This window comes from Pseudomonas sp. IPO3747, assembly GCF_013385245.1.
GTDB classification, from domain to species: domain Bacteria; phylum Pseudomonadota; class Gammaproteobacteria; order Pseudomonadales; family Pseudomonadaceae; genus Aquipseudomonas; species Aquipseudomonas edaphica.
The window spans coordinates 130,333-149,965 of record NZ_JACAQL010000009.1; the positions used below are offsets into that span (position 1 = coordinate 130,333).

The following is a 19,633-nucleotide window of genomic DNA, read 5'->3' on the forward strand; positions in this document are numbered from 1 at the left end:
GGAGCCGCTTATGAGTCTGTTGAAGTCCTTGCCCCTGGCCATGTTGGTGGCCGGCAGCACCAGTTGGTCGCCGACCCAGGCCGCCGAAACACCTGTGCCTGCCGGCAAGGGCGAAAACGCCAGCGGCCAGCTTGAGACCGTCACTGTGACCGCACGGCGGCGTACCGAAAGCGCGCAGGAAGTGCCGACGCCCATGAGCGTCATCGGCGGCCAGGCGCTGGAGAGCCAGCGGGTCTACCGCATTCAGGATTTGCAGCAATTGGTGCCCAGCGTCAACGTCGCTTATATGCATGCGCGTCAGTCCAGCGTGTCGATTCGCGGGTTGGGCAACAACCCGGCCAGCGACGGTCTGGAAGGCAGCGTGGGGCTGTATATCGACAACGTTTATCTTGGGCGGCCGGGCATGGCGGTGTTCGACTTGATGGACATCGAGCAGCTCGAAGTCTTGCGCGGCCCGCAAGGCACCTTGTTCGGCAAGAACACCACGGCGGGCGTGATCAATATCAGCACGCGCGCGCCGAGTTTCACCCCGGAGCGCAGCATCGAAACCTCGTTGGGCGAGGACGGTTATTTCCAGACCAAGGGCACGATTTCCGGCCCGCTCACCGACGAGTTGGCGGGGCGTTTTTCGGCCTATCGCACACGCAGCGATGGCGACATCAAGAACGAATACGACGGCCATGATCTTAACGGCGGCTCACGCCAGGGCTTTCGCGGGCAGTTGCTGTACAAGCCCAGCGACACCTTCAACCTGCGCTGGATCGGCGACTACAACGAAGAAGATTCCAGCGCCGGCACCCGCGTGCTGTACAGCACGGGGCCGACCATCAATGGCACCAACCTCTATCAATCCCGGGCCGCAGCGGCGGGCGCGACCCTGGTGGATGGCACCCATCGCAAGGTCAACCTGGACAACGACCAGCATGTCACCGTGTTCCAGGGCGGCACTTCATTGGAAGCCAACTGGACGTTGCCGAGTGACTTCACCCTGACCTCGGTCAGCTCCTATCGCTGGTGGAATTTCACCCCGCGCAATGACGACGGCCTCAACGTTCCGGCGTCGTATAACGCTGGCGTGTCGGTAGAGGATAAGCAGTGGTCCCAGGAATTCCGCCTGGCCTCGCCCACCGGTGGTTTCTTCGACTATGTGCTGGGCGCCTATTACTTCGGCAACTCGCTGGATAACAAATCCTTCGCCTATTACGGGCCCAAGGCGGATATCTGGAATGGCACGCCAACCGGCGCGCTAAATGATGTGAGCACCGTCGGCAACGGGCATATTCGCACCGACAGCTTTGCCCTGTTCGCCCAAGGCACCTGGCACCTCACTGAACGCCTGGATTTCACCGCCGGTGTGCGCGGCACCTACGAAGAAAAAAGCGCCTGGGTCAGCCGCAATGCACCCGTGGGTGGCGCTGCGGTCACCGGCGCCGCTGCCACGGCGCGGCGCGGGCGCACCGGCGCGTATGACTCCGGCGATCTCAACCAGTACAGCGCTACGCCGTCGGGGCTGCTCAACCTGAGTTATCACTTCAACGATAATTTGTTGGGCTATGCGACGTTGTCCCATGGCGAGAAGTCCGGCGGGGTGAATTTGGTGGTGGGTTCTGCGCCGACGGCCGGGGCCGATTCACTGCTGGTGGGCACCGAGCGCGCCAATAACGCCGAGTTGGGGTTTAAAAGCACGCTGTGGGACCGCCGCCTGCAACTTAATGCCAACCTGTTCTGGACCCAGGTCAACGGCTACCAGACCAACGCCTACGACCAGGAAAACCGCGTGCAATACCTGACCAACGCAGGTTCGGTGCGCTCACGCGGCGTGGAAGTGGAAAGCACGCTGGTGCCGATCCGGGGCCTGACGTTGAATATCAATGGCTCGTTCAACGATGTGAGTTACCTGTCTTACAAAGATGCGCCGTGCCCACCGGAAGTCAGCTTGCGTCCGGGTGCACCGGCCTCCTGCGACTTGAGCGGCCACCAAGTGGTGGGCGCGTCCAAGTGGATCGCCAACGCCAACGGCGAATACAAGTGGAACCTGGATAACGGCTTCGAACCTTACGTGACCGCCAGCTATGCATTCCGCTCCAAAGCGGTGGGCACGGTGGAGGATTCCGACTATGGGCAGATTCCGGCCTACGCGGTGGTCAACCTCTCTACCGGCCTGCGCGGCAACTACCAGCAAGGGCAGTGGGATGTGTCGTTGTGGCTGAAAAACGCCTTCGACAAAACCTACTACACCACCCTGTGGACGGGCGGCAATGGCGGCTACGAAGGCTTGCTGGGCACGCCGCGCACCCTAGGCGTGACGGGCCGCTACGACTTCTGAGTCGGTGCGGTAGGTGGCCGGGCTGAACACCCGCGTCACCACCAGCATCGCCAGCACCGTGACCGTCAGCACCACCCAGGCGCTGACGAAGTTGCCGGTGAGTTCACGCAGCCAGCCGGTCAGCCACGGTGAAATCGCGTTGATCAAAAAACCTACGCCTTGCACGAAAGCCGCCAGTTGCCCGGCTTGGCGCGGGTCGCGGTGGTGGTCCAGGGTCAGCAGCAGGCTCAGGGCGAAACACGCGCCCAGGCCAAACCCGCACAAGGCGACCCACAGGTGCGTGTACTCCAGCGGTGCGAGGATCAGGCCGAGGTAGCCAACGGTCTGTGCCAGCAGGCTGATGCCGAGCAGTGGGCGACGGTCGATACCGCGCTGGGCCAACACCGGCATCAACAGCGCAGCGGTCACCTGGAAGATAGTCATGAACGCCAGCAACGAACCGCTCGGCAACACGCCCCAACCCAGTTGCTGATAGTAGGCCGGCAGCCACGCCACCATGCTCATGTAGCCGCAATTCACCAGCCCGAAATACAACGCCAACAGCCAGGCTCGACGATTGCGCAGCCCCTTGAAGGCAGGCGCGATTTGCTGGCTTCTCGCCGCGCCCAGCGGCAGCCAGGCCCACAGCAGCAACGCCCCCAGCGCCGGCAACAGCCACACACCCAACCCCGCCTGCCATTGCTGAAAATGCGTGGCCACCAGCGGGCTGAGCAACGCTGCCAGCCCGCCGCCAGCCATCAACGAGGCTGAGTACACACCCATCGCCACCGGCACGCGGTGATGAAATTCGCGCTTGATCATTGCCGGCACCAATGCCTGGATCAGCGCCACACCGGCGCCGCCCAGCAACGCCGTAACGAGCAGCGCCGACGCCTGGCCCATCAACCAACGTGCCAGGCAGGCCAGCAGAATCATCATCAAGCCGAGCGCGATGCCGCGCCGCTCGCCCAGGCGCGCTTCCACGCGCACACCGACCAGCGCCACCAGGCCCATGCACACCACTGGCAGGCTGGTGAGCAGGGCGCTGCTTTGGAAGCTCAGCCCGGTGGCCTGACGAATTTCGCCGAGCAAGGGGCTGATGGAGCTGAGAATGGGGCGCAGGTTCAGGCCCAGTACAACCAAAAGGCCCCAGCCGGCCAATTTTCCTGCGAATGAATGGTTGAGCGTCATGCACGGCCTGTCGTCTGCGCAAAAGAGGCGTGAAGTATGGCGAGCCGCCAGAGTATTCTGAAATTAAATATAACCATGCCAACCAGTGGCAAACGCAATGGTGAAAAACATGTTCGATCCCGTGTTGCTGCGCAGTTTTATCGCCGTGGTGGATTGCGGCAATTTCACTCGCGCTGCCGAGCGCTTGCACCTGACCCAATCCACCGTGAGCCAGCAGATTCGTCGCCTGGAAGACGCCGTGGCATGCCAGTTGCTCGACCGCGATCAACGCCACGTGGTGGCCACCGCCGAGGGCGAGCGTTTGCTGGCCTACGCGCGGCGCATCCTCGCGCTGCATGAGGAGGCCGTCGATGTGTTGATCAACCAGCAAAGCGACGGCGTGTTGCGCCTCGGCGTGCCGGAGGACTTTGCCGCCGAGCGCCTGATGCCGTTGCTGTCGGCCTTTGTGGTGGCCTATCCGCGAGTGCGGCTGGAAGTCACCAGCGGTCTCGGTCCGGAACTGCAGCGGCAATACCGCGCCGGTGAGTTCGACGTGTTGCTGGTCAAGCAGATGGGCGACAGCGATGACTGCGTGGCCTCGTGGCCGGAACCGCTGTGTTGGGTAGACAGCCGCAGCATGCCGTCGATTGGGCGCGACCCGCTGCCCTTGGTAGCGTTTCCGGTAGGCGGTTTGTACCGCAATGAAATGCTTCACTACCTGGAAGTCGGCGGTTGGCGTTGGCGCATCGGTTATTCCAGCGCCAGCCTGGCCAGTGTGTGTTCGGCGGTGGCGGCGGGGTTGGGCATCAGCCTGTTGCCGCGACGGGTGGTGCAGCCAGGGCATGTGGTGCTCGGCGATGACAGTGGTTTGCCGATGGTGCAGGGCGTGCGCCTGGCGCTGTATGGCCGCAGTGGCCTGGGGGCAGCGGGGCAAACGTTGCAGCGGCAATTGCTCGATTTATGCGCCAACAATCCATCTTGAAGCGTTCGACGAATGTTTTTTTGTGGCGAGCGGGCTTGCCACAATCCATGCGTTTACTGAATATTTTTTATGCCTCTAAAGCATTAAAAAACAATCCCTTCGCCACAGGCCACGGCCAACGTGGCTTTGGCGTTTCAGGGTGTTTCGTTTATTCAATTTAGATCTATGTATAACTTTAAAGATTACTTTAAGGGATAAGCGTCTAGCCCCGATGATTCAGCCCTCGACGGCCGCTTTGGCAGGCCTGTCGGTTTTTTGGTGTGAAAACCGTAGGGAGTGAATCAATGGGCAATGTCCAGACCGCCGCCAGTGCACCCGAGGCGCAGTGGCGCCAGGCACCGGGTGGTGAGTTGGTCGACCTTGGCCGGCCGCACCGCGCGCCGTTGGGGCAATTGCGTTTGCAGAAAACCCCGAAGCGTTTTTCGAGTCGTCGTGAAGGGATTCTGCTGGGGTTGCTGGTGTTGGCCTTGCACGGTGCGGTGATTTATTGGGTGAGCCAGAAGCCCACGCCGGTGTTGCCGATTGTGCCGCCGGAAATCCCGCCGATGACGATCGAATTTTCCCAACCCGCGCCGCCGGTGGTGGAGCCGCCTGCGCCTGTACCGCCGCCACCGCCTGTGGTGGAGCCACCACCGCCGGTGGTCGATGAGTTGGCCGCCAAACCAGCGCCGCCCAAACCTGTTCCAAAACCCAAGCCGAAGCCGGTGCCTAAACCTGAACCCAAACCTGTGCCAAAAGCGGTCGAGCAACCGCCTGCGCCACCGAAGCCTGCGCCTCCAGCGCCAGCAGCGCCACCGGCACCTTCACCTGCGCCGGTGACACCTGCTTCGGCCAACGCCGCGTACTTGAAGAACCCGGCGCCGGAGTACCCGTCACTGGCCCAGCGCCGTGGCTGGGAAGGCACGGTGTTGTTGCGCGTGCATGTGTTGGCCAGCGGCAAGCCGGGTGAGGTCCAGGTCCAGAAAAGCAGCGGTCGCCAGCAACTCGACGACGCCGCATTGACCGCCGTGAAGCGTTGGAGCTTCGTGCCGGCCAAGCAGGGCGATGTGGCCCAGGACGGCTGGGTCAGCGTTCCGATCGATTTCAAGATTCACTAACTATTCGGCAGCGGTGTGTTGGACACGCCGCCACCTGCACAGAGGGAAAACATCATGGCATTAGCATCTCCACTTGAATCCATCGAAAGCGCGGTAATCTGGCTGCTGGTGGTCTTTTCGGTCGCCACCTGGGGCCTGGCGTTGTTGAAGGGCGTGCAGTTCGGGCGCCTCAAGGCGCAGGATCGCAAGTTTCACAAACAGTTCTGGGCGGCGTCGAGTCTCGATTCCGCCGCTGAGCTGACCGAGACCCAGCCCGGCGCCGCAGCCCGTGTAGCCCAGGCCGGTTATGCCGCGATCCAGGTCGGTGATGCCCCGCACGCAGCAGACTTGAGCCAGGCCATCAATCACCAGGACCGCCTTGAACGTGCCCTGCGCCAGCAGATCGTGCGTGAGCGCCGCTCTTTGGAAACCGGCCTGGCCGTGGTCGCCAGTATTGGCAGCACCTCGCCGTTTATCGGCCTGTTCGGCACCGTGTGGGGCATCATGGAAGCCCTCAAAGGCATCAGCGCTGCCGGCTCGGCCAGCCTGGAAACCGTGGCCGGCCCGATTGGTGCGGCATTGGTCGCCACCGGTGTGGGTATCGCGGTCGCGGTGCCGGCGGTGCTGGTCTACAACTACTTCCTGCGTCGCCTGAAGCTCACGGCGGCGGACCTGGATGACTTCGCTCACGACTTCTACAGCCTGGCGCAGAAGAATTCCTTCCGCGTGCTGCTGCACCCTACGCTGACCAAAAGCGCGGCAGGCACCGCGCAAAAAGTGAAGGAGGCGTCCTGAAATGGCCTTCTCCACGCAAGACAGTGATGAGGTGCTGAGCGAGATCAACGTCACACCGCTGGTGGACGTGATGCTGGTGCTGCTGGTGGTGTTTATCGTCACCGCGCCGTTGTTGACCAACTCGATCCCGATCAACCTGCCCAAGACCCAGGCCGTAGCCCCGGTGGAGCAGAAAGACCCGCTGGTGGTCAGCATCGACGGCGCCGGCAAATTGTTTATCAACAAGGACGAAATCCAGCCCGACCTGCTCGAGTTCAACCTGCAGGCGGCCAAGGCCAAGGACCCGCAAGTGCGGGTGCAACTGCAGGCCGATGATGGTGTGAATTACGGCGAAGTGGCGCGAGCCATGGCGTCTATCGAGCGCGCAGGCATCACCAAGCTGTCGGTGATTACTGCACGTTAAGTTTCAAAAGCCTCGACAATTTTTTGGCCGTCTCCTTGGCAGGGTGCGGCCTTTTTTTTGCCTGGTATTTACCTGATTTCCACTGTGCAACCCGGTCCATGTGGGAGCTGGCTTGCCTGCGATAGCGGTCTCTCAGTTACAGATGTATCGACTGACCCACCGCTATCGCAGGCAAGCCAGCTCCCACATTTTTGATTATCCGTGTGATTGATATTTTGGTTATTAATAAATAGCTTCTTATTCCTTAACGAATATAACCCTCGTCCCTATACTGACCAGCAACGTTAAACGCTGCAGGAGGGCACACCCATGCACAGCGAGTCGATTCGTTATCTGATCGTGCCGGGCTGGCAAGGATCGCCAGAAGATCATTGGCAAAGTCATTGGCAGAACAGCCTGCCCAACAGTGCGCGTGTGGAGCAGGCCGATTGGCTTACCCCGCGTCGCGAAGACTGGGTGGCGGCACTGGCGGAGGCCATCGCCGCCGACAGCACGCCGGTGATTCTCATTGCCCATAGCCTGGGTTGCATCACGGTCGCCCATTGGGCGGCCACCGCGCCGGTGCATTTTCTACGCCAGGTGCGCGGCGCCTTGCTGGTGGCGCCGGCGGATGTCGAGCGCCCCGCCTGTGCCCCCGCCCTGCGTAACTTTGCACCGATTCCCACGCACCTGTTGCCGTTTCCCAGCCAAGTGGTCAGCTCCGACAACGACAGCGCCGTCAGCGCCACCCGCGCTTTGGAGCTGGCACGCAACTGGGGCGCCGAGGCCGGCATTTTGTCCGGAGCCGGGCATATCAATGTGAAGTCCGGCCACCAACGCTGGGAGCAGGGTTTTGCCTACCTCTATCGCCTGCAAAACCGCCTTGAGCATCACGCCCGGCGCCGTGCATAAATTTTTTCAACGCCCCGTCCCTGAGCGGATTTGGGGCGGGAGCCTGCCATGAGTCATGACACCTTTGGCCAGCCGTTGCTGACCTTTCCCGATGCTGAAAAAAGCCCGCTGAGCATCCGCGCCAAGGCGCTGGTGTTTGTCGACCCGCGTTCCCGCCAGCTGCGTGAAGAGCTGGAAAGCCTCGCACCGCGTGCATTGCCGGTGTTGATTCGCGGTGAGACCGGCAGCGGTAAAGAGCTGCTCGCGCGACATATTCACCGGGGCAGCGACCGCACGGGTTTGTTTGTGTCGGTCAATTGCGGCGCCATCAGCCCTACCTACGCGGATGCCGAATTGTTCGGCTATGCCGCCGGCAGCCATAGCGGAGCAGCCAGCAGCCGCGCCGGCTGGTTTGGCTCGGCCAATGGCGGCACCTTGTACCTGGACGAGATCGGCGATTTGCCGCTGCCGATCCAGGTGAAATTGCTCGCCGCCCTGGAAAACCACGAAGTCACCCGTGTCGGCGCTCATCAGCCAAGCCCGGTGGATGTGCGGCTGGTCGCCGCCACCAGTATCGATCTGGCCCAGGCCGTGGCCGCGGGCAAGTTTCATGAACGCCTGTTCCATTACCTGAGCGAAGGCCAGTTGGACCTGCCGGCTCTGCGTGAGCGGGTGGGCGACATTTTGTCCCTGGCTGAATATTTCCTCGGCATCTACAGCCAGCGCCTCGACCTGCCGGTGCCACTGATCAGTGACGCCGCCCAGCGTGTGCTCGAGCATCACAGCTGGCCGGGCAATACCCGTGAGCTGGAAAACGTTATTCACTTTGCGCTCTTGGTAAGCAGTGGCGATGAGATTTTACCCGAGCATTTGAACCTGCCCGCCGCCGGTTCGCCGTTGGAACAACTGCAGCGCATCTTCGCGAGTGCCAGCGCCGCCGAACAGCAAAGCTTGCTCAGCTTTCTAAATGAACAGCCGCTACATGAACAAAATGGAATATCAACGTGAATAAAAGATATTGTTCGGGAATAAAAAATCTAGGTATTGTCCATCCCACGCCGCGATAGCACTTCGCTGGCACACCATAAAAAACGGTCGTCAGAGACGCCCCGGAATTTCGATAAGGACACTGCATGAAAAAGGTTCTGTTGTTTACCGCACTGGCGGCTGCCCTGACTGCAAGCTTCGCCCAGGCCAACGAGAAACTGGTGGTAGCGGCTACCCCGATCCCGCACGCGGAGATCCTTGAGCTGGTCAAGCCGACCCTGGCTAAAGAAGGCGTGGACCTGGAAATCAAAGTCTTCACTGACTATGTGCAACCCAATACCCAGGTTGCCGAGAAGCGTCTGGATGCCAACTACTTCCAGACCCTGCCGTACCTGGAAAACTTCAACAAGGGCAAGGGCACCAACCTGGTCACCGTGATTGGTGTGCACGTTGAGCCCATCGGCGGTTACTCGAAAAAGATCAAGAACATTTCTGAACTCAAAGATGGCGCCACCGTGGCCATCCCTAACGAAGGCTCCAACGCCGGCCGTGCCCTGTTGCTGCTGCAAAAGAACGGCCTGATTACGCTGAAAGACCCGACCAATGCACTGGCTACGCCGAAAGACATCGCCAGCAACCCGAAAAACCTGAAATTCAAAGAGCTGGAATCGGCGCTGCTGCCACGTGTGCTGGACCAGGTTGACCTGGATGTGATCAACACCAACTACGCCCTGGAAGCTGGCCTGAACCCAGCCAAAGACGCGCTGATCATCGAAGACGCCAAGTCGCCGTACGTGAACTTCCTGGTGGCGCGCCCGGACAACAAGGACAGCGACGCCATCCAGAAACTGGCCAAGGCCCTGACCAGCCCGCAAGTCAAAGCCTTCATCGAGAAGAAGTACAACGGCGCGGTAGTGCCTGCGTTCTGATGTAAACCAAACCCCCTTCAAGGTTTGAACGCCGACGGCTACTGCAGCGTCGGCGTTTTTTTATGCCTGAAACAAAATCAAACCCTGTGGGAGCTGGCTTGCCTGCGATTGATCGTTCCCACGCTCCGCGTGGGAATGCCTCCTGTGACGCTCCGCGTCACGAGCGGACGCAGAGCGTCCTGTGCTGCATTCCCACGCAGAGCGTGGGAACGATCAGCGTTTCAGATATCGCGGCTATTGATCGCCCGACGCAACGCCACCAGCCACTTCACCAGTTCCTGCGGATCAATCGGTTTCGCTTCGTTCATTATTCATTCCCTCGAAACACAGACCCAGCAACCATAGCCGCAGCCCGCCAAACCCGCGAATCCGCGGGTTATCTTTTTGGGTGATATCAATATTCTATTTGGGTATTTAAATTTTACTTTTTATGCCTTTAAAGTTCGCGCTACCCGGCGTTACCCATGCCGGAACGGACAGCGCCCGCCGCATTACCCCTGCGGCGTCATGGACTCAAGATGACCTTCGATTTTGCTTTTATCCTCAGCACCTTGCCGGCGTTTCTCAAAGCCGTGGGGGTCACGCTGCAAGTGGGTTTGATCGCCATTGCCACCTCCCTGCTGGTGGCGCTGATCAACGCCGCACTGCTGGTGTTTCGCACGCCCTACCTGTCGCGCCTGGTGGCGCTGTATGTGGAACTGGCGCGTAATACACCGCTGCTGATCCAACTGTTTTTCGTGTACTTCGCACTGCCGGCCCTGGGCTTCAATATCTCCGGGTTCTGGGCGGCGATCATCACCATGACCTTCCTCGGCGGCGCCTACCTCACCGAAGTGCTGCGCGCCGGCGTGGAAGCGGTGCCGCTGGCGCAGATCGAGTCGGGCAAGTCCATCGGCCTGTCGGACTGGCAATTGCTGCGTCATGTGATCCTGCCCCAGGCCAGTATCCTCAGCCTGCCGGCGCTGTTTGCCAATTTCATCTTTTTGCTCAAAGAGACCACCGTGGTGTCCGCCGTGGCGGTGCCGGAGATTCTCTACACCACCAAGAGCTACATCGCGCTCTACTACAAGACCTACGAAATGCTCGCCGTGCTGACGCTGATTTGCGTGTTGCTGTTCTTGCCGCTGTCGCTGCTGCTCAGCCGTCTGGAAAGGAGGCTCCAGCATGGCCAGTTCGGGTCTTGAGTTGTTGTGGGTGTCGTTGCCGCAATTGGGCAAGGGCGCGGCGCAAACCCTGTCGATTTCATTTTTGAGCATCGCCTTCAGCACTGTCGGCGGCGTGTTGTATGGCGTATTGCGCACCTTGAATAACAAGGTGATTAACGCGGTGCTGCGGGTTTATCTCGAGCTGTTTCGCGCGATCCCGGTGCTGGTGTGGTTGTACCTGCTGTTTTTCGGGCTGCCGATTTTCTTTGGCCTGAGCATTCCAAGCTTCTGGTGCGCGGTACTGGTGCTGTCGCTATGGGGCGCCAGCGAGGTGGGCGAAGTGGTGCGTGGCGCGCTGCATTCGCTGCCACGCGGCCAGCGCGAGGCGGGGTTGTCGATTGGTTTATCCGACCCGCAACTGTACGGCTACGTACTGCTGCCCCAAGCCCTCAAACGCATGACGCCGCCGACCATCAACGTCTATACGCGCATCATCAAGACCAGCTCGCTGGCGGTGCTGATCGGCGTGGTGGATGTGATCAAGGTCGGCCAGCAAATCATCGAGCGCACCTACGAGTCGGTATTGATCTACGGCGTGCTGTTCCTGTTTTTCTTCTTTATCTGCTACCCGTTGTCGGCCGCCTCCAAGGTGCTGGAACGGCGCTGGGGCCAGGCATGAGCGCATTGATCGAGTTCCAGGGTTTCAACAAATTTTTCGGCGAGGCGCAGGTGCTCAAGGGCATCGACCTGAGCGTGCAGAGTGGCGAAGTGGTGGTGATCCTCGGCCCCAGCGGCTGCGGCAAAAGCACATTGCTGCGCTGCCTTAACGGCTTGGAAGTCGCCCACAGCGGCAGCCTGCGTTTTGCCGGCAAGGAGTTACTGGACAAACACACCGACTGGCGCCAGGTGCGTCAGGACGTGGGCATGGTGTTCCAGAGCTACCACCTGTTCCCGCACATGAGCGTGCTCGACAATATCCTGCTCGGCCCGCTGAAGGTGCAAAAGCGCGACCCGCGTGAAGCCCGTGAGCAAGCAGAGAACCTGCTGGAGCGTGTGGGACTTGCCGACAAGCGCGACGCCTTCCCGCGACAGCTCTCCGGCGGCCAGCAGCAACGCATCGCCATCGTCCGTTCGCTGTGCATGAACCCGCAGGTCATGCTGTTTGATGAAGTCACCGCCGCCCTCGACCCGGAGATGGTCAAGGAAGTGCTGGAAGTGATTCAAGGCCTGGCCCGCGATGGCATGACCCTGTTGATTGTCACCCATGAAATGGCCTTCGCCCGAGCCGTCGCTGACCGCGTGGTGTTCATGGAGGCCGGTCGCATCCTCGAGCACAACACCCCCGAGGCATTCTTTACGAACCCGCAAACCGCACGCGCGCAGCAGTTCCTGGAGAAGTTCTCCTTTGTTTCAACACTGCCCAAAAAGACCAAGGAATTGGAGCTGATATGAAAAAACTACTGCTGCCACTGTTTGCCGTTGCCTTGCTGGCCGGCTGCGATAAAAAGGCCGAAGAGCCTGCCAAACCCGTCGCTGCTGCCAGCTACATCGACAAGATCAAAGCACGCGACAAGCTGATCGTCGGCGTGTTTACCGACAAACCACCGTTTGGTTTCGTCAACGAAGCGGGCCGCTATGTGGGGTTTGATACCGACATTGGCCGCCAATTCGCCAAGGACCTGTTGGGCGATGAAAACAAGGTTGAGTTCGTAGCCGTCGAGCCGGCCAGCCGTATTCCGTTCCTGCAAAGCGACAAGGTCGACCTGATCCTCGCCAACATGACCGTGACGCCGGAGCGCAAGGAAGCGGTGGACTTTACCAACCCCAACTTGAAGGTCGCTGTGCAGGCGCTGGTGCCGAATGACAGCGCGGTGAAAAGCCTGGATGACCTGGCGACCCGCACCATCATCGTCACCACCGGCACCACCGCCGATATCTGGCTGACCAAGAACCACCCGGACTGGAAACTGCTCAAGTTCGAGAAAAACTCCGAGTCACTGCAAGCCCTGTCGGCCGGGCGTGGCGATGCCTACGCGCAAGACAACCTGGTGCTGTTCAGCTGGGCCAAGCAGAACCCTGGCTACCGCGTGCTGGAAGAGAAACTCGGCGATGAAGCGCCGATTGCACCGGCGGTGAAGAAGGGCAATATCGAACTGCGCGACTGGGTGAACGCGGAGCTGGCGAAGTTGGGTGAGGAGAAGTTTTTGCTCAAGCTGTATGACCAGTATGTGCGTAAAGAGCTGAGCGATGACACCAAGCCTGAGAGTGTGATTGTTGAAGGCGGGAAGTGGCAGGGCTGATTGTGTGCTGACTGCTCTACCGCTATCGCAGGCAAGCCAGCTCCCACCTCTGAATGTGTTCGCAAATCAAAATGTGGGAGCGGGCTTGCCCGCGATGAGGCCGGCCCAGTCATCTCTTATTCCGGCCAATGCCAGGCCGGCCCATCCAGAATCCCTTGGCCCACAATCTGAGTCTGCCCCAGCACCTTCTCCAGCACGATGCAATTGCATTGCTCATCCTGCTGCAACGCCGCGATCAAGCGGCTGGCATGCGACACCACCCACACCTGGCACTGCTTCGAGGCCTGGATAATCAAACGTGCCAACGCCGGTAATAAATCCGGGTGCAGGCTGGTTTCCGGTTCGTTCAGTACCATCATGGTCGGCGGCCGTGGTGTCAGCAGTGCCGCGATCAGCAGCAGGTAGCGCAAGGTGCCGTCTGACAATTCCGCTGCCGACAATGGCCGCAGCAAACCTTCCTGATAAAACTCAATTGCAAAACGCCCACCTTGCAACGGCTCGATATTCAGCCGTGCGCCGGGGAAGGCATCACTGACTGCGCGCTGCAACGCCTCGGTGTCGCCGATTTCGCGGATGGTCTGCAATGCCGCAGCCAAGTCGCGCCCATCGTGATGCAGTACCGGTGTGCGCGTGCCCAGTTGCGGCTGGCGCACGGGGGCATCCACATCACTGCGAAAATGATCATAAAAGCGCCAGCCACGAATGCTTTCGCGCAGCAGCAACACTTCCGGCGAGCCGCGCAGGCTGCCGACCTGATCGAACAGGCTGTGGTAGTTGGGTGTGTGCTGGGTCAATACGTCCCAGGCGCGGCCATCGCGTGCGCGCACCATCGGCCCGGACCGCTGCACCAGCAGGCTGGCCGGGCGGTAGATGTGACCGGCCCAGATGCATTCTTTCTTTACCTCCGGGTCCAGTTGGAACGCGGACAGGGTCTTTTCCGGCAACCCAAGGGAGATTGCGTAGCTGAAGTCCTCAGCGGCAAACCCCAGGCGCAGGCGTTTGACGCCCTGGCGCACGGTCGGCTCAACCGCCACCTCGCCATTGCGCATGCGTCGGCTGACGTTCTCAGGCCCGGCCCAGAAGGTCGAATCCAGCCCACCCTCACGCGCCAGTGCATTGATCACTCCGCCCTGGGCCGTCTCCGCCAGCAAGCGCAGGGCACGGTACAGGTTGGACTTGCCGCTGCCATTGGGGCCGGTGACCAGGTTCAACCGGTCCAGTGGCACCACCAATTTATTGATCGAGCGGTAGTTGGCCACCGCGAGGGTTTTGAGCATGTGTATTTAGCCGGCGTGGGAACCCTTGGAGTATGGGATGCTCAATGCAGATAAGGAACCCTGATCTAAGCTCACAGTCGCATACTCACTGTCACATCGCGTCACGCAAAAGGAGCCTGCATGGGCGGTCGTATTTACACCTGTATTTTCGGATTTGGCCTGCTGACGCTGCTGAGCGGTTGCGGCCAGGAAAAGTCCGAACCCAAGGAACATTCGCGGGTGTTTGTGCAGGCCGTGCAACCTGCGGATTTTGCCGCCGCCGTGACCCTGACCGGCGATATCCAGGCCCGCGTGCAAACCGATTTGTCCTTTCGCGTGGGCGGCAAGATTATCCAGCGCATGGTCGACGTGGGCGACCGCGTGACCGCCAAGCAAGTGCTGGCCAAACTTGACCCCAAAGACTTGCAGACCAACGTCGATTCCGCCCAGGCCCAGGTCGTGGCCGAGCAGGCGCGGGTCAAGCAAACCGCCGCCGCCTTCGTACGCCAGGAAAAGCTCCTGCCCAAGGGCTACACCAGCCGCAGCGAATACGACGCCGCCCAAGCCGCGCTGCGTAGCAGCCAGAGCGCTCTGGCTGCCGCCCAAGCCCAATTGGCCAATGCCCGCGAACAACTCGGCTATACCGCGCTGGTCGCCGATGCACCTGGCGTGATCACTGCACGCCAGGCCGAAGTCGGCCAGGTGGTGCAGGCCACCGTGCCGATTTTCAGCCTGGCCACCGATGGCGAGCGCGATGCGGTGTTCAATGTCTATGAATCCTTGCTGGTGGAGCCGCCGCCCGATGCGCCGATCACCGTGAGCCTGCTGGATAACCCGAGCATCAAGGCCGTGGGTAAAGTGCGCGAAGTCACGCCCGCCGTGGCGGCCAATACCGGCACCGTGCAAGTGAAAATCGCCCTGCAATCGCTGCCTAAAGGCATGCAACTGGGCTCAGTGGTCAGTGCCACGGCCAATGGCCCGGCCAAGGCCAGTGTGGAGTTGCCGTGGTCGGCGCTGACCAAAGACCTCAACGAACCCGCCGTGTGGCTGATTGACGGCGACGGCAAGGCGCAACTGCACAAAGTCAAGGTAGCGCGCTATCTGACCGGCAAAGTGATTATTGGCGACGGCCTTAAAGGCGGTGAAAAAGTCGTGGTGGCCGGCGGGCAATTGCTGCACCCGGGCATGATCGTCGAGATCGCCCAGCAAGGAGTCCAGCCATGAAGCGCCTGACGGCATTGCTTGCCGCCAGCCTGTTGCTGGTCGCTTGTTCCAAAGAGGAAACGCCGCCCGATCCCGTGCGCCCGGTGCTGTCCATGCAAGTGAAGTCCGAAGACCAGGAAAACCTCGGCCGCTTCGCCGGCACCATCCAGGCCCGCTACGAAAGCAACCTGGGTTTCCGCGTGCCTGGCCGTATCGCCCGCCGCGCCGTGGATGTCGGCGCCGAAGTGGAGAAGGGCGCCTTGCTCGCGGTGCTCGACCCCACCGACCAGCAAAACCAGTTGCGCGCCGCCCAAGGCGACCTGGCCCGCGTGCAGGCGCAGTTCATCAATGCCCAGGCCAACGCCCGGCGCCAGCAGGAACTGTTCAATCGCGGCGTCGGTGCCCAGGCCCAGCTGGATGTGGCGCAGACCGACTTGAAAACCACCCAGGCGACCCTTGATCAAGCCAAAGCCTCGGTCAACCAGGCTAAAGACCAACTCAACTACGCCGAACTGCGCACCGACCACGCCGGGATCGTCACCGCCTGGAATGCCGAGGCCGGACAAGTGGTCAGCGCCGGCCAGCAAGTGGTGACCCTGGCGCGCCCGGACATCAAGGAAGCGGTGATCGACCTGCCCGCCGGGCTTGCCGAGCGCCTGCCGCCGGACGTGGTATTCCTGGTCGCCGGGCAGCTCGACCCCAGCGTCAACACCACCGCCATCGTGCGCGAGATCGAACCCCAGGCCCAAAGCGCCACGCGCACCCGCCGCGCGCGCCTGACCCTGGCCGAGACGCCACCTGCGTTCCGCCTCGGCACCGCCATCAGCGTGACCCTGAGCACGGCCATTGCACCGCGTATCGAAGTACCGCTGACCGCCTTGCAGGAAGCCGACGGCAAAACCCGTATCTGGTTGCTCGACACCCAGAGCCAGACCGTGCTGCCGCGTGACGTCACGGTGATCAGCCGTGATGCCAACAGCGCCTTGCTCAACGGCGGCGTCAAACCCGGCGAACGCATCGTCACCGCTGGAGTGAACAGCCTGAAACCCGGGCAAAAAGTCAAAATCGACGAGGACAGCCCGCGATGAAAGGGAGCTTCAACTTATCCGACTGGGCCCTTAAGCATCAGTCCTTCGTCTGGTACTTGATGTTCGTCGCGCTGCTGATGGGCGTGTTCTCCTACATGAACCTGGGCCGCGAGGAAGACCCGTCGTTCACCATCAAGACCATGGTGATCCAGACCCGCTGGCCGGGCGCGACCCAGGAAGAAACCCTCAAGCAGGTCACCGACCGCATCGAGAAAAAACTCGAAGAACTCGACTCCCTTGACTACGTGAAGAGCTACACGCGGCCGGGTGAATCCACGGTATTCGTCTTCCTCAAGGACACCACCAGCGCCAAGGCCATCCCGGAGATCTGGTACCAGGTGCGCAAGAAGATCGACGATATTCGCGGCACCTTCCCCCAGGGTTTGCAGGGGCCGTCGTTCAACGATGAGTTCGGTGATGTGTTCGGCTCGGTCTACGCCTTTACCGGCGACGGCCTGTCGATGCGCCAACTGCGTGACTATGTGGAGCAGGTGCGTGCCGAAATTCGTTCGGTGCCGGGGCTGGGCAAGGTCGAGATGATCGGCCAGCAGGACGAAGTGATTTACCTGAACTTCTCCACGCGCAAACTCGCCGCGTTGGGCATTGATCAACGCCAAGTGGTGCAAAGCCTGCAATCACAGAACGCCGTGACGCCTGCCGGGGTGATCGAGGCCGGGCCGGAACGGATTTCGGTGCGCACGTCCGGGCAATTCGCCTCGGAGAAAGACCTGGCCAACGTCAACCTGCGGCTCAATGACCGTTTCTACCGGTTGGCGGACATTGCCGATATCAGCCGTGGCTACGTCGACCCGGCGCGGCCGATGTTCCGTTTCAACGGCAAACAGGCGATTGGCTTGGCCATCGCCATGCAGAAGGGCGGCAATATCCAATCCTTCGGCAAGGCCCTGCACACGCGCATGGACGAACTGACCGCCGACCTGCCAGTGGGCGTCGGCGTGCATAAGGTTTCCGACCAGGCCGAAGTGGTGGAAGAAGCCGTCGGCGGCTTTACCAGCGCCTTGTTTGAAGCGGTGATCATCGTGTTGGTGGTGAGCTTTATCAGCCTTGGCATGCGTGCCGGCCTGGTGGTGGCGTGCTCGATTCCACTGGTGCTGGCGCTGGTGTTCGTGTTCATGGAATACAGCGGCATCACCATGCAGCGGGTGTCGCTGGGCGCGTTGATCATCGCCCTCGGCCTGTTGGTGGACGACGCGATGATCACCGTCGAGATGATGATCACGCGCCTGGAAAAAGGCGAAACCAAGGAGCAGGCGGCGACCTACGCCTACACCTCGACGGCTTTCCCGATGCTCACCGGTACGCTGGTGACCGTCGCCGGCTTTGTGCCGATTGGCCTCAACGCCAGTTCGGCGGGTGAGTACACCTTCACCCTGTTTGCGGTGATTGCCGTGGCCATGCTGGTGTCGTGGGTGGTGGCGGTGCTGTTTGCGCCGGTGATCGGCGTGCATATCCTCAGCGCCAAGGTAAAACCGCATGACGCTGAGCCTGGGCGCATCGGCCGCGCCTTCAACGGCGGCATGCTCTGGGCCATGCGCAACCGCTGGTGGGCCATCGGCATCACCGTGGGCCTGTTTGTAGCCTCGGTGTTTTCGATGCAATTTGTGCAGAACCAGTTCTTCCCGTCCTCGGACCGCCCGGAAATCCTCGTCGACCTCAACCTGCCGCAAAACGCCTCGATCAATGAGACGCGCAAGGCCGTCGACCGCCTTGAAGCGATCATCAAGGACGACCCGGACATTGCGCGCTGGAGCACCTACATTGGCCAGGGTGCGATTCGTTTCTACCTGCCCCTGGACCAGCAACTGGAAAACCCCTACTACGCGCAGTTGGTCATCGTGAGCAAAGGCCTGGAAGAGCGCGGTGCGTTAATTGCACGCCTGCAAAAGCGCCTGCGCGATGATTTTGTCGGCATCGGCAGTTATGTGCAGCCGCTGGAAATGGGCCCGCCGGTGGGGCGGCCGATCCAGTATCGGGTGTCGGGCAAAGACATTGATCAGGTGCGCAAACACGCCATCGAACTGGCGACCTTGCTGGATAAAAACAGCCACCTGGGCGAGATCATCTACGACTGGAACGAGCCCGGCAAAGTGCTGCGCGTGGACATCGCCCAGGACAAGGCGCGCCAACTCGGGCTGTCGTCGGAAGACGTGGCGCAGTTGATGAACAGCGTGGTCAGCGGCGCTTCGGTGACCCAGGTACACGACGATATCTACCTGATCAACGTGGTCGGCCGCGCCGAAGATGCCGAGCGCGGTACGCCGGAAACCTTGCAGAACCTGCAGATCGTCACACCCAACGGCACCTCGATTCCGCTGCTGGCCTTCGCCACCGTGCGTTATGAGTTGGAGCAGCCGCTGGTATGGCGTCGCGACCGCAAGCCGACGATCACCATCAAGGCCTCGGTGCGCGATGAGATGCAGCCCACGGACCTGGTCAAACAGCTGGCGCCGACCATCGAGAAATTCAGCGCGGGGCTGCCGGTGGGTTACAAGGTGGCCACCGGCGGCACCGTCGAAGAAAGCGGCAAGGCCCAAGGCCCGATTGCCAAGGTGGTGCCGCTGATGCTGTTCCTGATGGCGACGTTCCTGATGATCCAGCTGCACAGCGTGCAGAAGATGTTCCTGGTGGCCAGTGTCGCGCCGCTGGGCCTTATTGGCGTGGTGCTGGCGCTGATTCCTACCGGCACGCCCATGGGCTTTGTGGCGATCCTCGGCATTCTGGCGCTGATCGGCATCATCATCCGCAACTCGGTGATTCTGGTAACGCAGATCCACGAATATGAAGTGGCCGGCTACACAGCGTGGGACGCGGTGGTTGAAGCCACCGAGCACCGGCGCCGGCCGATCCTGCTCACCGCAGCGGCGGCCAGCCTGGGCATGATCCCGATTGCGCGGGAAGTGTTCTGGGGGCCGATGGCTTACGCGATGATTGGCGGGATCATCATTGCGACCTTGCTGACGCTGCTGTTTTTGCCGGCGTTGTATGTGGCTTGGTACAAGATTCGCGAGCCGAAAAAAGAACAGGCCTGACCATCGGAGCCTTCCTGCAAGGATGTGGGAAGGTTCTTTGAAACACTTTTCGAACACTTGCTGAGGCTTATGTG

17 protein-coding genes are annotated in these 19,633 nt (G+C 61.0%); 15 read left to right on the forward strand and 2 right to left on the reverse strand.

Going from position 1 to position 19,633, the window contains the following annotated elements; genetic code table 11:
* The first annotated feature begins 10 nt into the window (after positions 1–10).
* Positions 11–2,326 (forward strand): TonB-dependent receptor, encoded by a 2,316-nt coding sequence (locus HX790_RS13805; RefSeq protein WP_176991674.1) that lies wholly within the window; start codon positions 11–13, stop codon positions 2,324–2,326.
* Here the strand turns inward: HX790_RS13805 and HX790_RS13810 are convergent.
* Positions 2,297–3,496 (reverse strand): CynX/NimT family MFS transporter, encoded by a 1,200-nt coding sequence (locus HX790_RS13810; RefSeq protein ID WP_176991675.1) that lies wholly within the window; start codon positions 3,494–3,496, stop codon positions 2,297–2,299. The genes HX790_RS13805 and HX790_RS13810 overlap by 30 nt on opposite strands.
* A gap of 109 nt (positions 3,497–3,605) precedes the next feature.
* Between HX790_RS13810 and HX790_RS13815 the strand changes: the two genes are divergently transcribed.
* The 11 genes from HX790_RS13815 (at position 3,606) to HX790_RS13865 (ending at position 12,962) form a co-directional block, all read left to right on the forward strand.
* The gene (locus tag HX790_RS13815) at positions 3,606–4,457 is read left to right on the forward strand and encodes a LysR family transcriptional regulator (protein WP_176991676.1); all 852 of its coding nucleotides are present in this window, start codon (positions 3,606–3,608) and stop codon (positions 4,455–4,457) included.
* Positions 4,458–4,741: 284 nt separating this feature from the next.
* A complete protein-coding gene (locus HX790_RS13820) occupies positions 4,742–5,554 on the forward strand; it encodes an energy transducer TonB (RefSeq protein ID WP_176991677.1) in 813 nt (270 codons plus the stop codon).
* A gap of 51 nt (positions 5,555–5,605) precedes the next feature.
* Positions 5,606–6,328: a MotA/TolQ/ExbB proton channel family protein gene (locus HX790_RS13825; protein ID WP_085985974.1), complete on the forward strand. Its 723-nt coding sequence runs from the start codon at positions 5,606–5,608 to the stop codon at positions 6,326–6,328.
* A gap of 1 nt (position 6,329) precedes the next feature.
* Positions 6,330–6,731 carry a biopolymer transporter ExbD gene (locus HX790_RS13830; RefSeq protein WP_169986689.1) on the forward strand — a complete coding sequence of 134 codons (402 nt, stop codon included), beginning with the start codon at positions 6,330–6,332 and terminating at the stop codon, positions 6,729–6,731.
* Between the two features lie 309 nt (positions 6,732–7,040).
* A complete protein-coding gene (locus HX790_RS13835) occupies positions 7,041–7,622 on the forward strand; it encodes an alpha/beta hydrolase (protein ID WP_058422586.1) in 582 nt (193 codons plus the stop codon).
* Between the two features lie 48 nt (positions 7,623–7,670).
* Positions 7,671–8,609: a sigma 54-interacting transcriptional regulator gene (locus HX790_RS13840; protein ID WP_017135751.1), complete on the forward strand. Its 939-nt coding sequence runs from the start codon at positions 7,671–7,673 to the stop codon at positions 8,607–8,609.
* Positions 8,610–8,734: 125 nt separating this feature from the next.
* Entirely contained in the window at positions 8,735–9,517 is a 783-nt protein-coding gene (locus tag HX790_RS13845; RefSeq protein WP_017135750.1) for a MetQ/NlpA family ABC transporter substrate-binding protein, read from the forward strand.
* Between the two features lie 518 nt (positions 9,518–10,035).
* Positions 10,036–10,701, forward strand: coding sequence for an amino acid ABC transporter permease (locus HX790_RS13850; protein ID WP_017135749.1), 666 nt, complete (start codon positions 10,036–10,038; stop codon positions 10,699–10,701).
* Positions 10,682–11,341 (forward strand): amino acid ABC transporter permease, encoded by a 660-nt coding sequence (locus tag HX790_RS13855; RefSeq protein ID WP_065930871.1) that lies wholly within the window; start codon positions 10,682–10,684, stop codon positions 11,339–11,341. Before HX790_RS13850 ends, HX790_RS13855 begins: the two co-directional genes overlap by 20 nt.
* Positions 11,338–12,114 carry an amino acid ABC transporter ATP-binding protein gene (locus HX790_RS13860; RefSeq protein WP_017135747.1) on the forward strand — a complete coding sequence of 259 codons (777 nt, stop codon included), beginning with the start codon at positions 11,338–11,340 and terminating at the stop codon, positions 12,112–12,114. The genes HX790_RS13855 and HX790_RS13860 overlap by 4 nt, the downstream gene beginning before the upstream one ends.
* On the forward strand, positions 12,111–12,962 hold the full coding sequence (locus HX790_RS13865; protein WP_138452525.1) for a transporter substrate-binding domain-containing protein: 852 nt from the start codon (positions 12,111–12,113) through the stop codon (positions 12,960–12,962). The genes HX790_RS13860 and HX790_RS13865 overlap by 4 nt, the downstream gene beginning before the upstream one ends.
* Positions 12,963–13,078: 116 nt before the next feature.
* On the opposite strand, the gene HX790_RS13870 is transcribed toward HX790_RS13865, so the two are convergent.
* The gene (locus tag HX790_RS13870; RefSeq protein ID WP_176991678.1) at positions 13,079–14,239 is read right to left on the reverse strand and encodes an AAA family ATPase; all 1,161 of its coding nucleotides are present in this window, start codon (positions 14,237–14,239) and stop codon (positions 13,079–13,081) included.
* Between the two features lie 120 nt (positions 14,240–14,359).
* Here HX790_RS13870 and HX790_RS13875 point away from each other — a divergent pair, with 120 nt between their 5' ends.
* The 3 genes from HX790_RS13875 to HX790_RS13885 are packed head-to-tail and all read left to right on the forward strand — an operon-like array spanning position 14,360 to position 19,559.
* Positions 14,360–15,442 (forward strand): efflux RND transporter periplasmic adaptor subunit, encoded by a 1,083-nt coding sequence (locus HX790_RS13875; RefSeq protein ID WP_176991679.1) that lies wholly within the window; start codon positions 14,360–14,362, stop codon positions 15,440–15,442.
* Positions 15,439–16,509 carry an efflux RND transporter periplasmic adaptor subunit gene (locus tag HX790_RS13880; protein WP_176991680.1) on the forward strand — a complete coding sequence of 357 codons (1,071 nt, stop codon included), beginning with the start codon at positions 15,439–15,441 and terminating at the stop codon, positions 16,507–16,509. Before HX790_RS13875 ends, HX790_RS13880 begins: the two co-directional genes overlap by 4 nt.
* A complete protein-coding gene (locus HX790_RS13885) occupies positions 16,506–19,559 on the forward strand; it encodes an efflux RND transporter permease subunit (protein ID WP_176991681.1) in 3,054 nt (1,017 codons plus the stop codon). Before HX790_RS13880 ends, HX790_RS13885 begins: the two co-directional genes overlap by 4 nt.
* Positions 19,560–19,633 lie beyond the last annotated feature (74 nt).

Coding starts and splice junctions, on each gene's coding strand:
- HX790_RS13835 (WP_058422586.1), top strand. CDS start 7,041: ATGCACAGCGAGTCGATTCGTTATCTGATCGTGCCGGGCTGGCAAGGA.
- HX790_RS13875 (WP_176991679.1), top strand. CDS start 14,360: ATGGGCGGTCGTATTTACACCTGTATTTTCGGATTTGGCCTGCTGACG.
- HX790_RS13840 (WP_017135751.1), top strand. CDS start 7,671: ATGAGTCATGACACCTTTGGCCAGCCGTTGCTGACCTTTCCCGATGCT.
- HX790_RS13805 (WP_176991674.1), top strand. CDS start 11: ATGAGTCTGTTGAAGTCCTTGCCCCTGGCCATGTTGGTGGCCGGCAGC.
- HX790_RS13815 (WP_176991676.1), top strand. CDS start 3,606: ATGTTCGATCCCGTGTTGCTGCGCAGTTTTATCGCCGTGGTGGATTGC.
- HX790_RS13850 (WP_017135749.1), top strand. CDS start 10,036: ATGACCTTCGATTTTGCTTTTATCCTCAGCACCTTGCCGGCGTTTCTC.
- HX790_RS13860 (WP_017135747.1), top strand. CDS start 11,338: ATGAGCGCATTGATCGAGTTCCAGGGTTTCAACAAATTTTTCGGCGAG.
- HX790_RS13830 (WP_169986689.1), top strand. CDS start 6,330: ATGGCCTTCTCCACGCAAGACAGTGATGAGGTGCTGAGCGAGATCAAC.
- HX790_RS13880 (WP_176991680.1), top strand. CDS start 15,439: ATGAAGCGCCTGACGGCATTGCTTGCCGCCAGCCTGTTGCTGGTCGCT.
- HX790_RS13865 (WP_138452525.1), top strand. CDS start 12,111: ATGAAAAAACTACTGCTGCCACTGTTTGCCGTTGCCTTGCTGGCCGGC.
- HX790_RS13870 (WP_176991678.1), bottom strand. CDS start 14,239: ATGCTCAAAACCCTCGCGGTGGCCAACTACCGCTCGATCAATAAATTG.
- HX790_RS13810 (WP_176991675.1), bottom strand. CDS start 3,496: ATGACGCTCAACCATTCATTCGCAGGAAAATTGGCCGGCTGGGGCCTT.
- HX790_RS13855 (WP_065930871.1), top strand. CDS start 10,682: ATGGCCAGTTCGGGTCTTGAGTTGTTGTGGGTGTCGTTGCCGCAATTG.
- HX790_RS13820 (WP_176991677.1), top strand. CDS start 4,742: ATGGGCAATGTCCAGACCGCCGCCAGTGCACCCGAGGCGCAGTGGCGC.
- HX790_RS13885 (WP_176991681.1), top strand. CDS start 16,506: ATGAAAGGGAGCTTCAACTTATCCGACTGGGCCCTTAAGCATCAGTCC.
- HX790_RS13845 (WP_017135750.1), top strand. CDS start 8,735: ATGAAAAAGGTTCTGTTGTTTACCGCACTGGCGGCTGCCCTGACTGCA.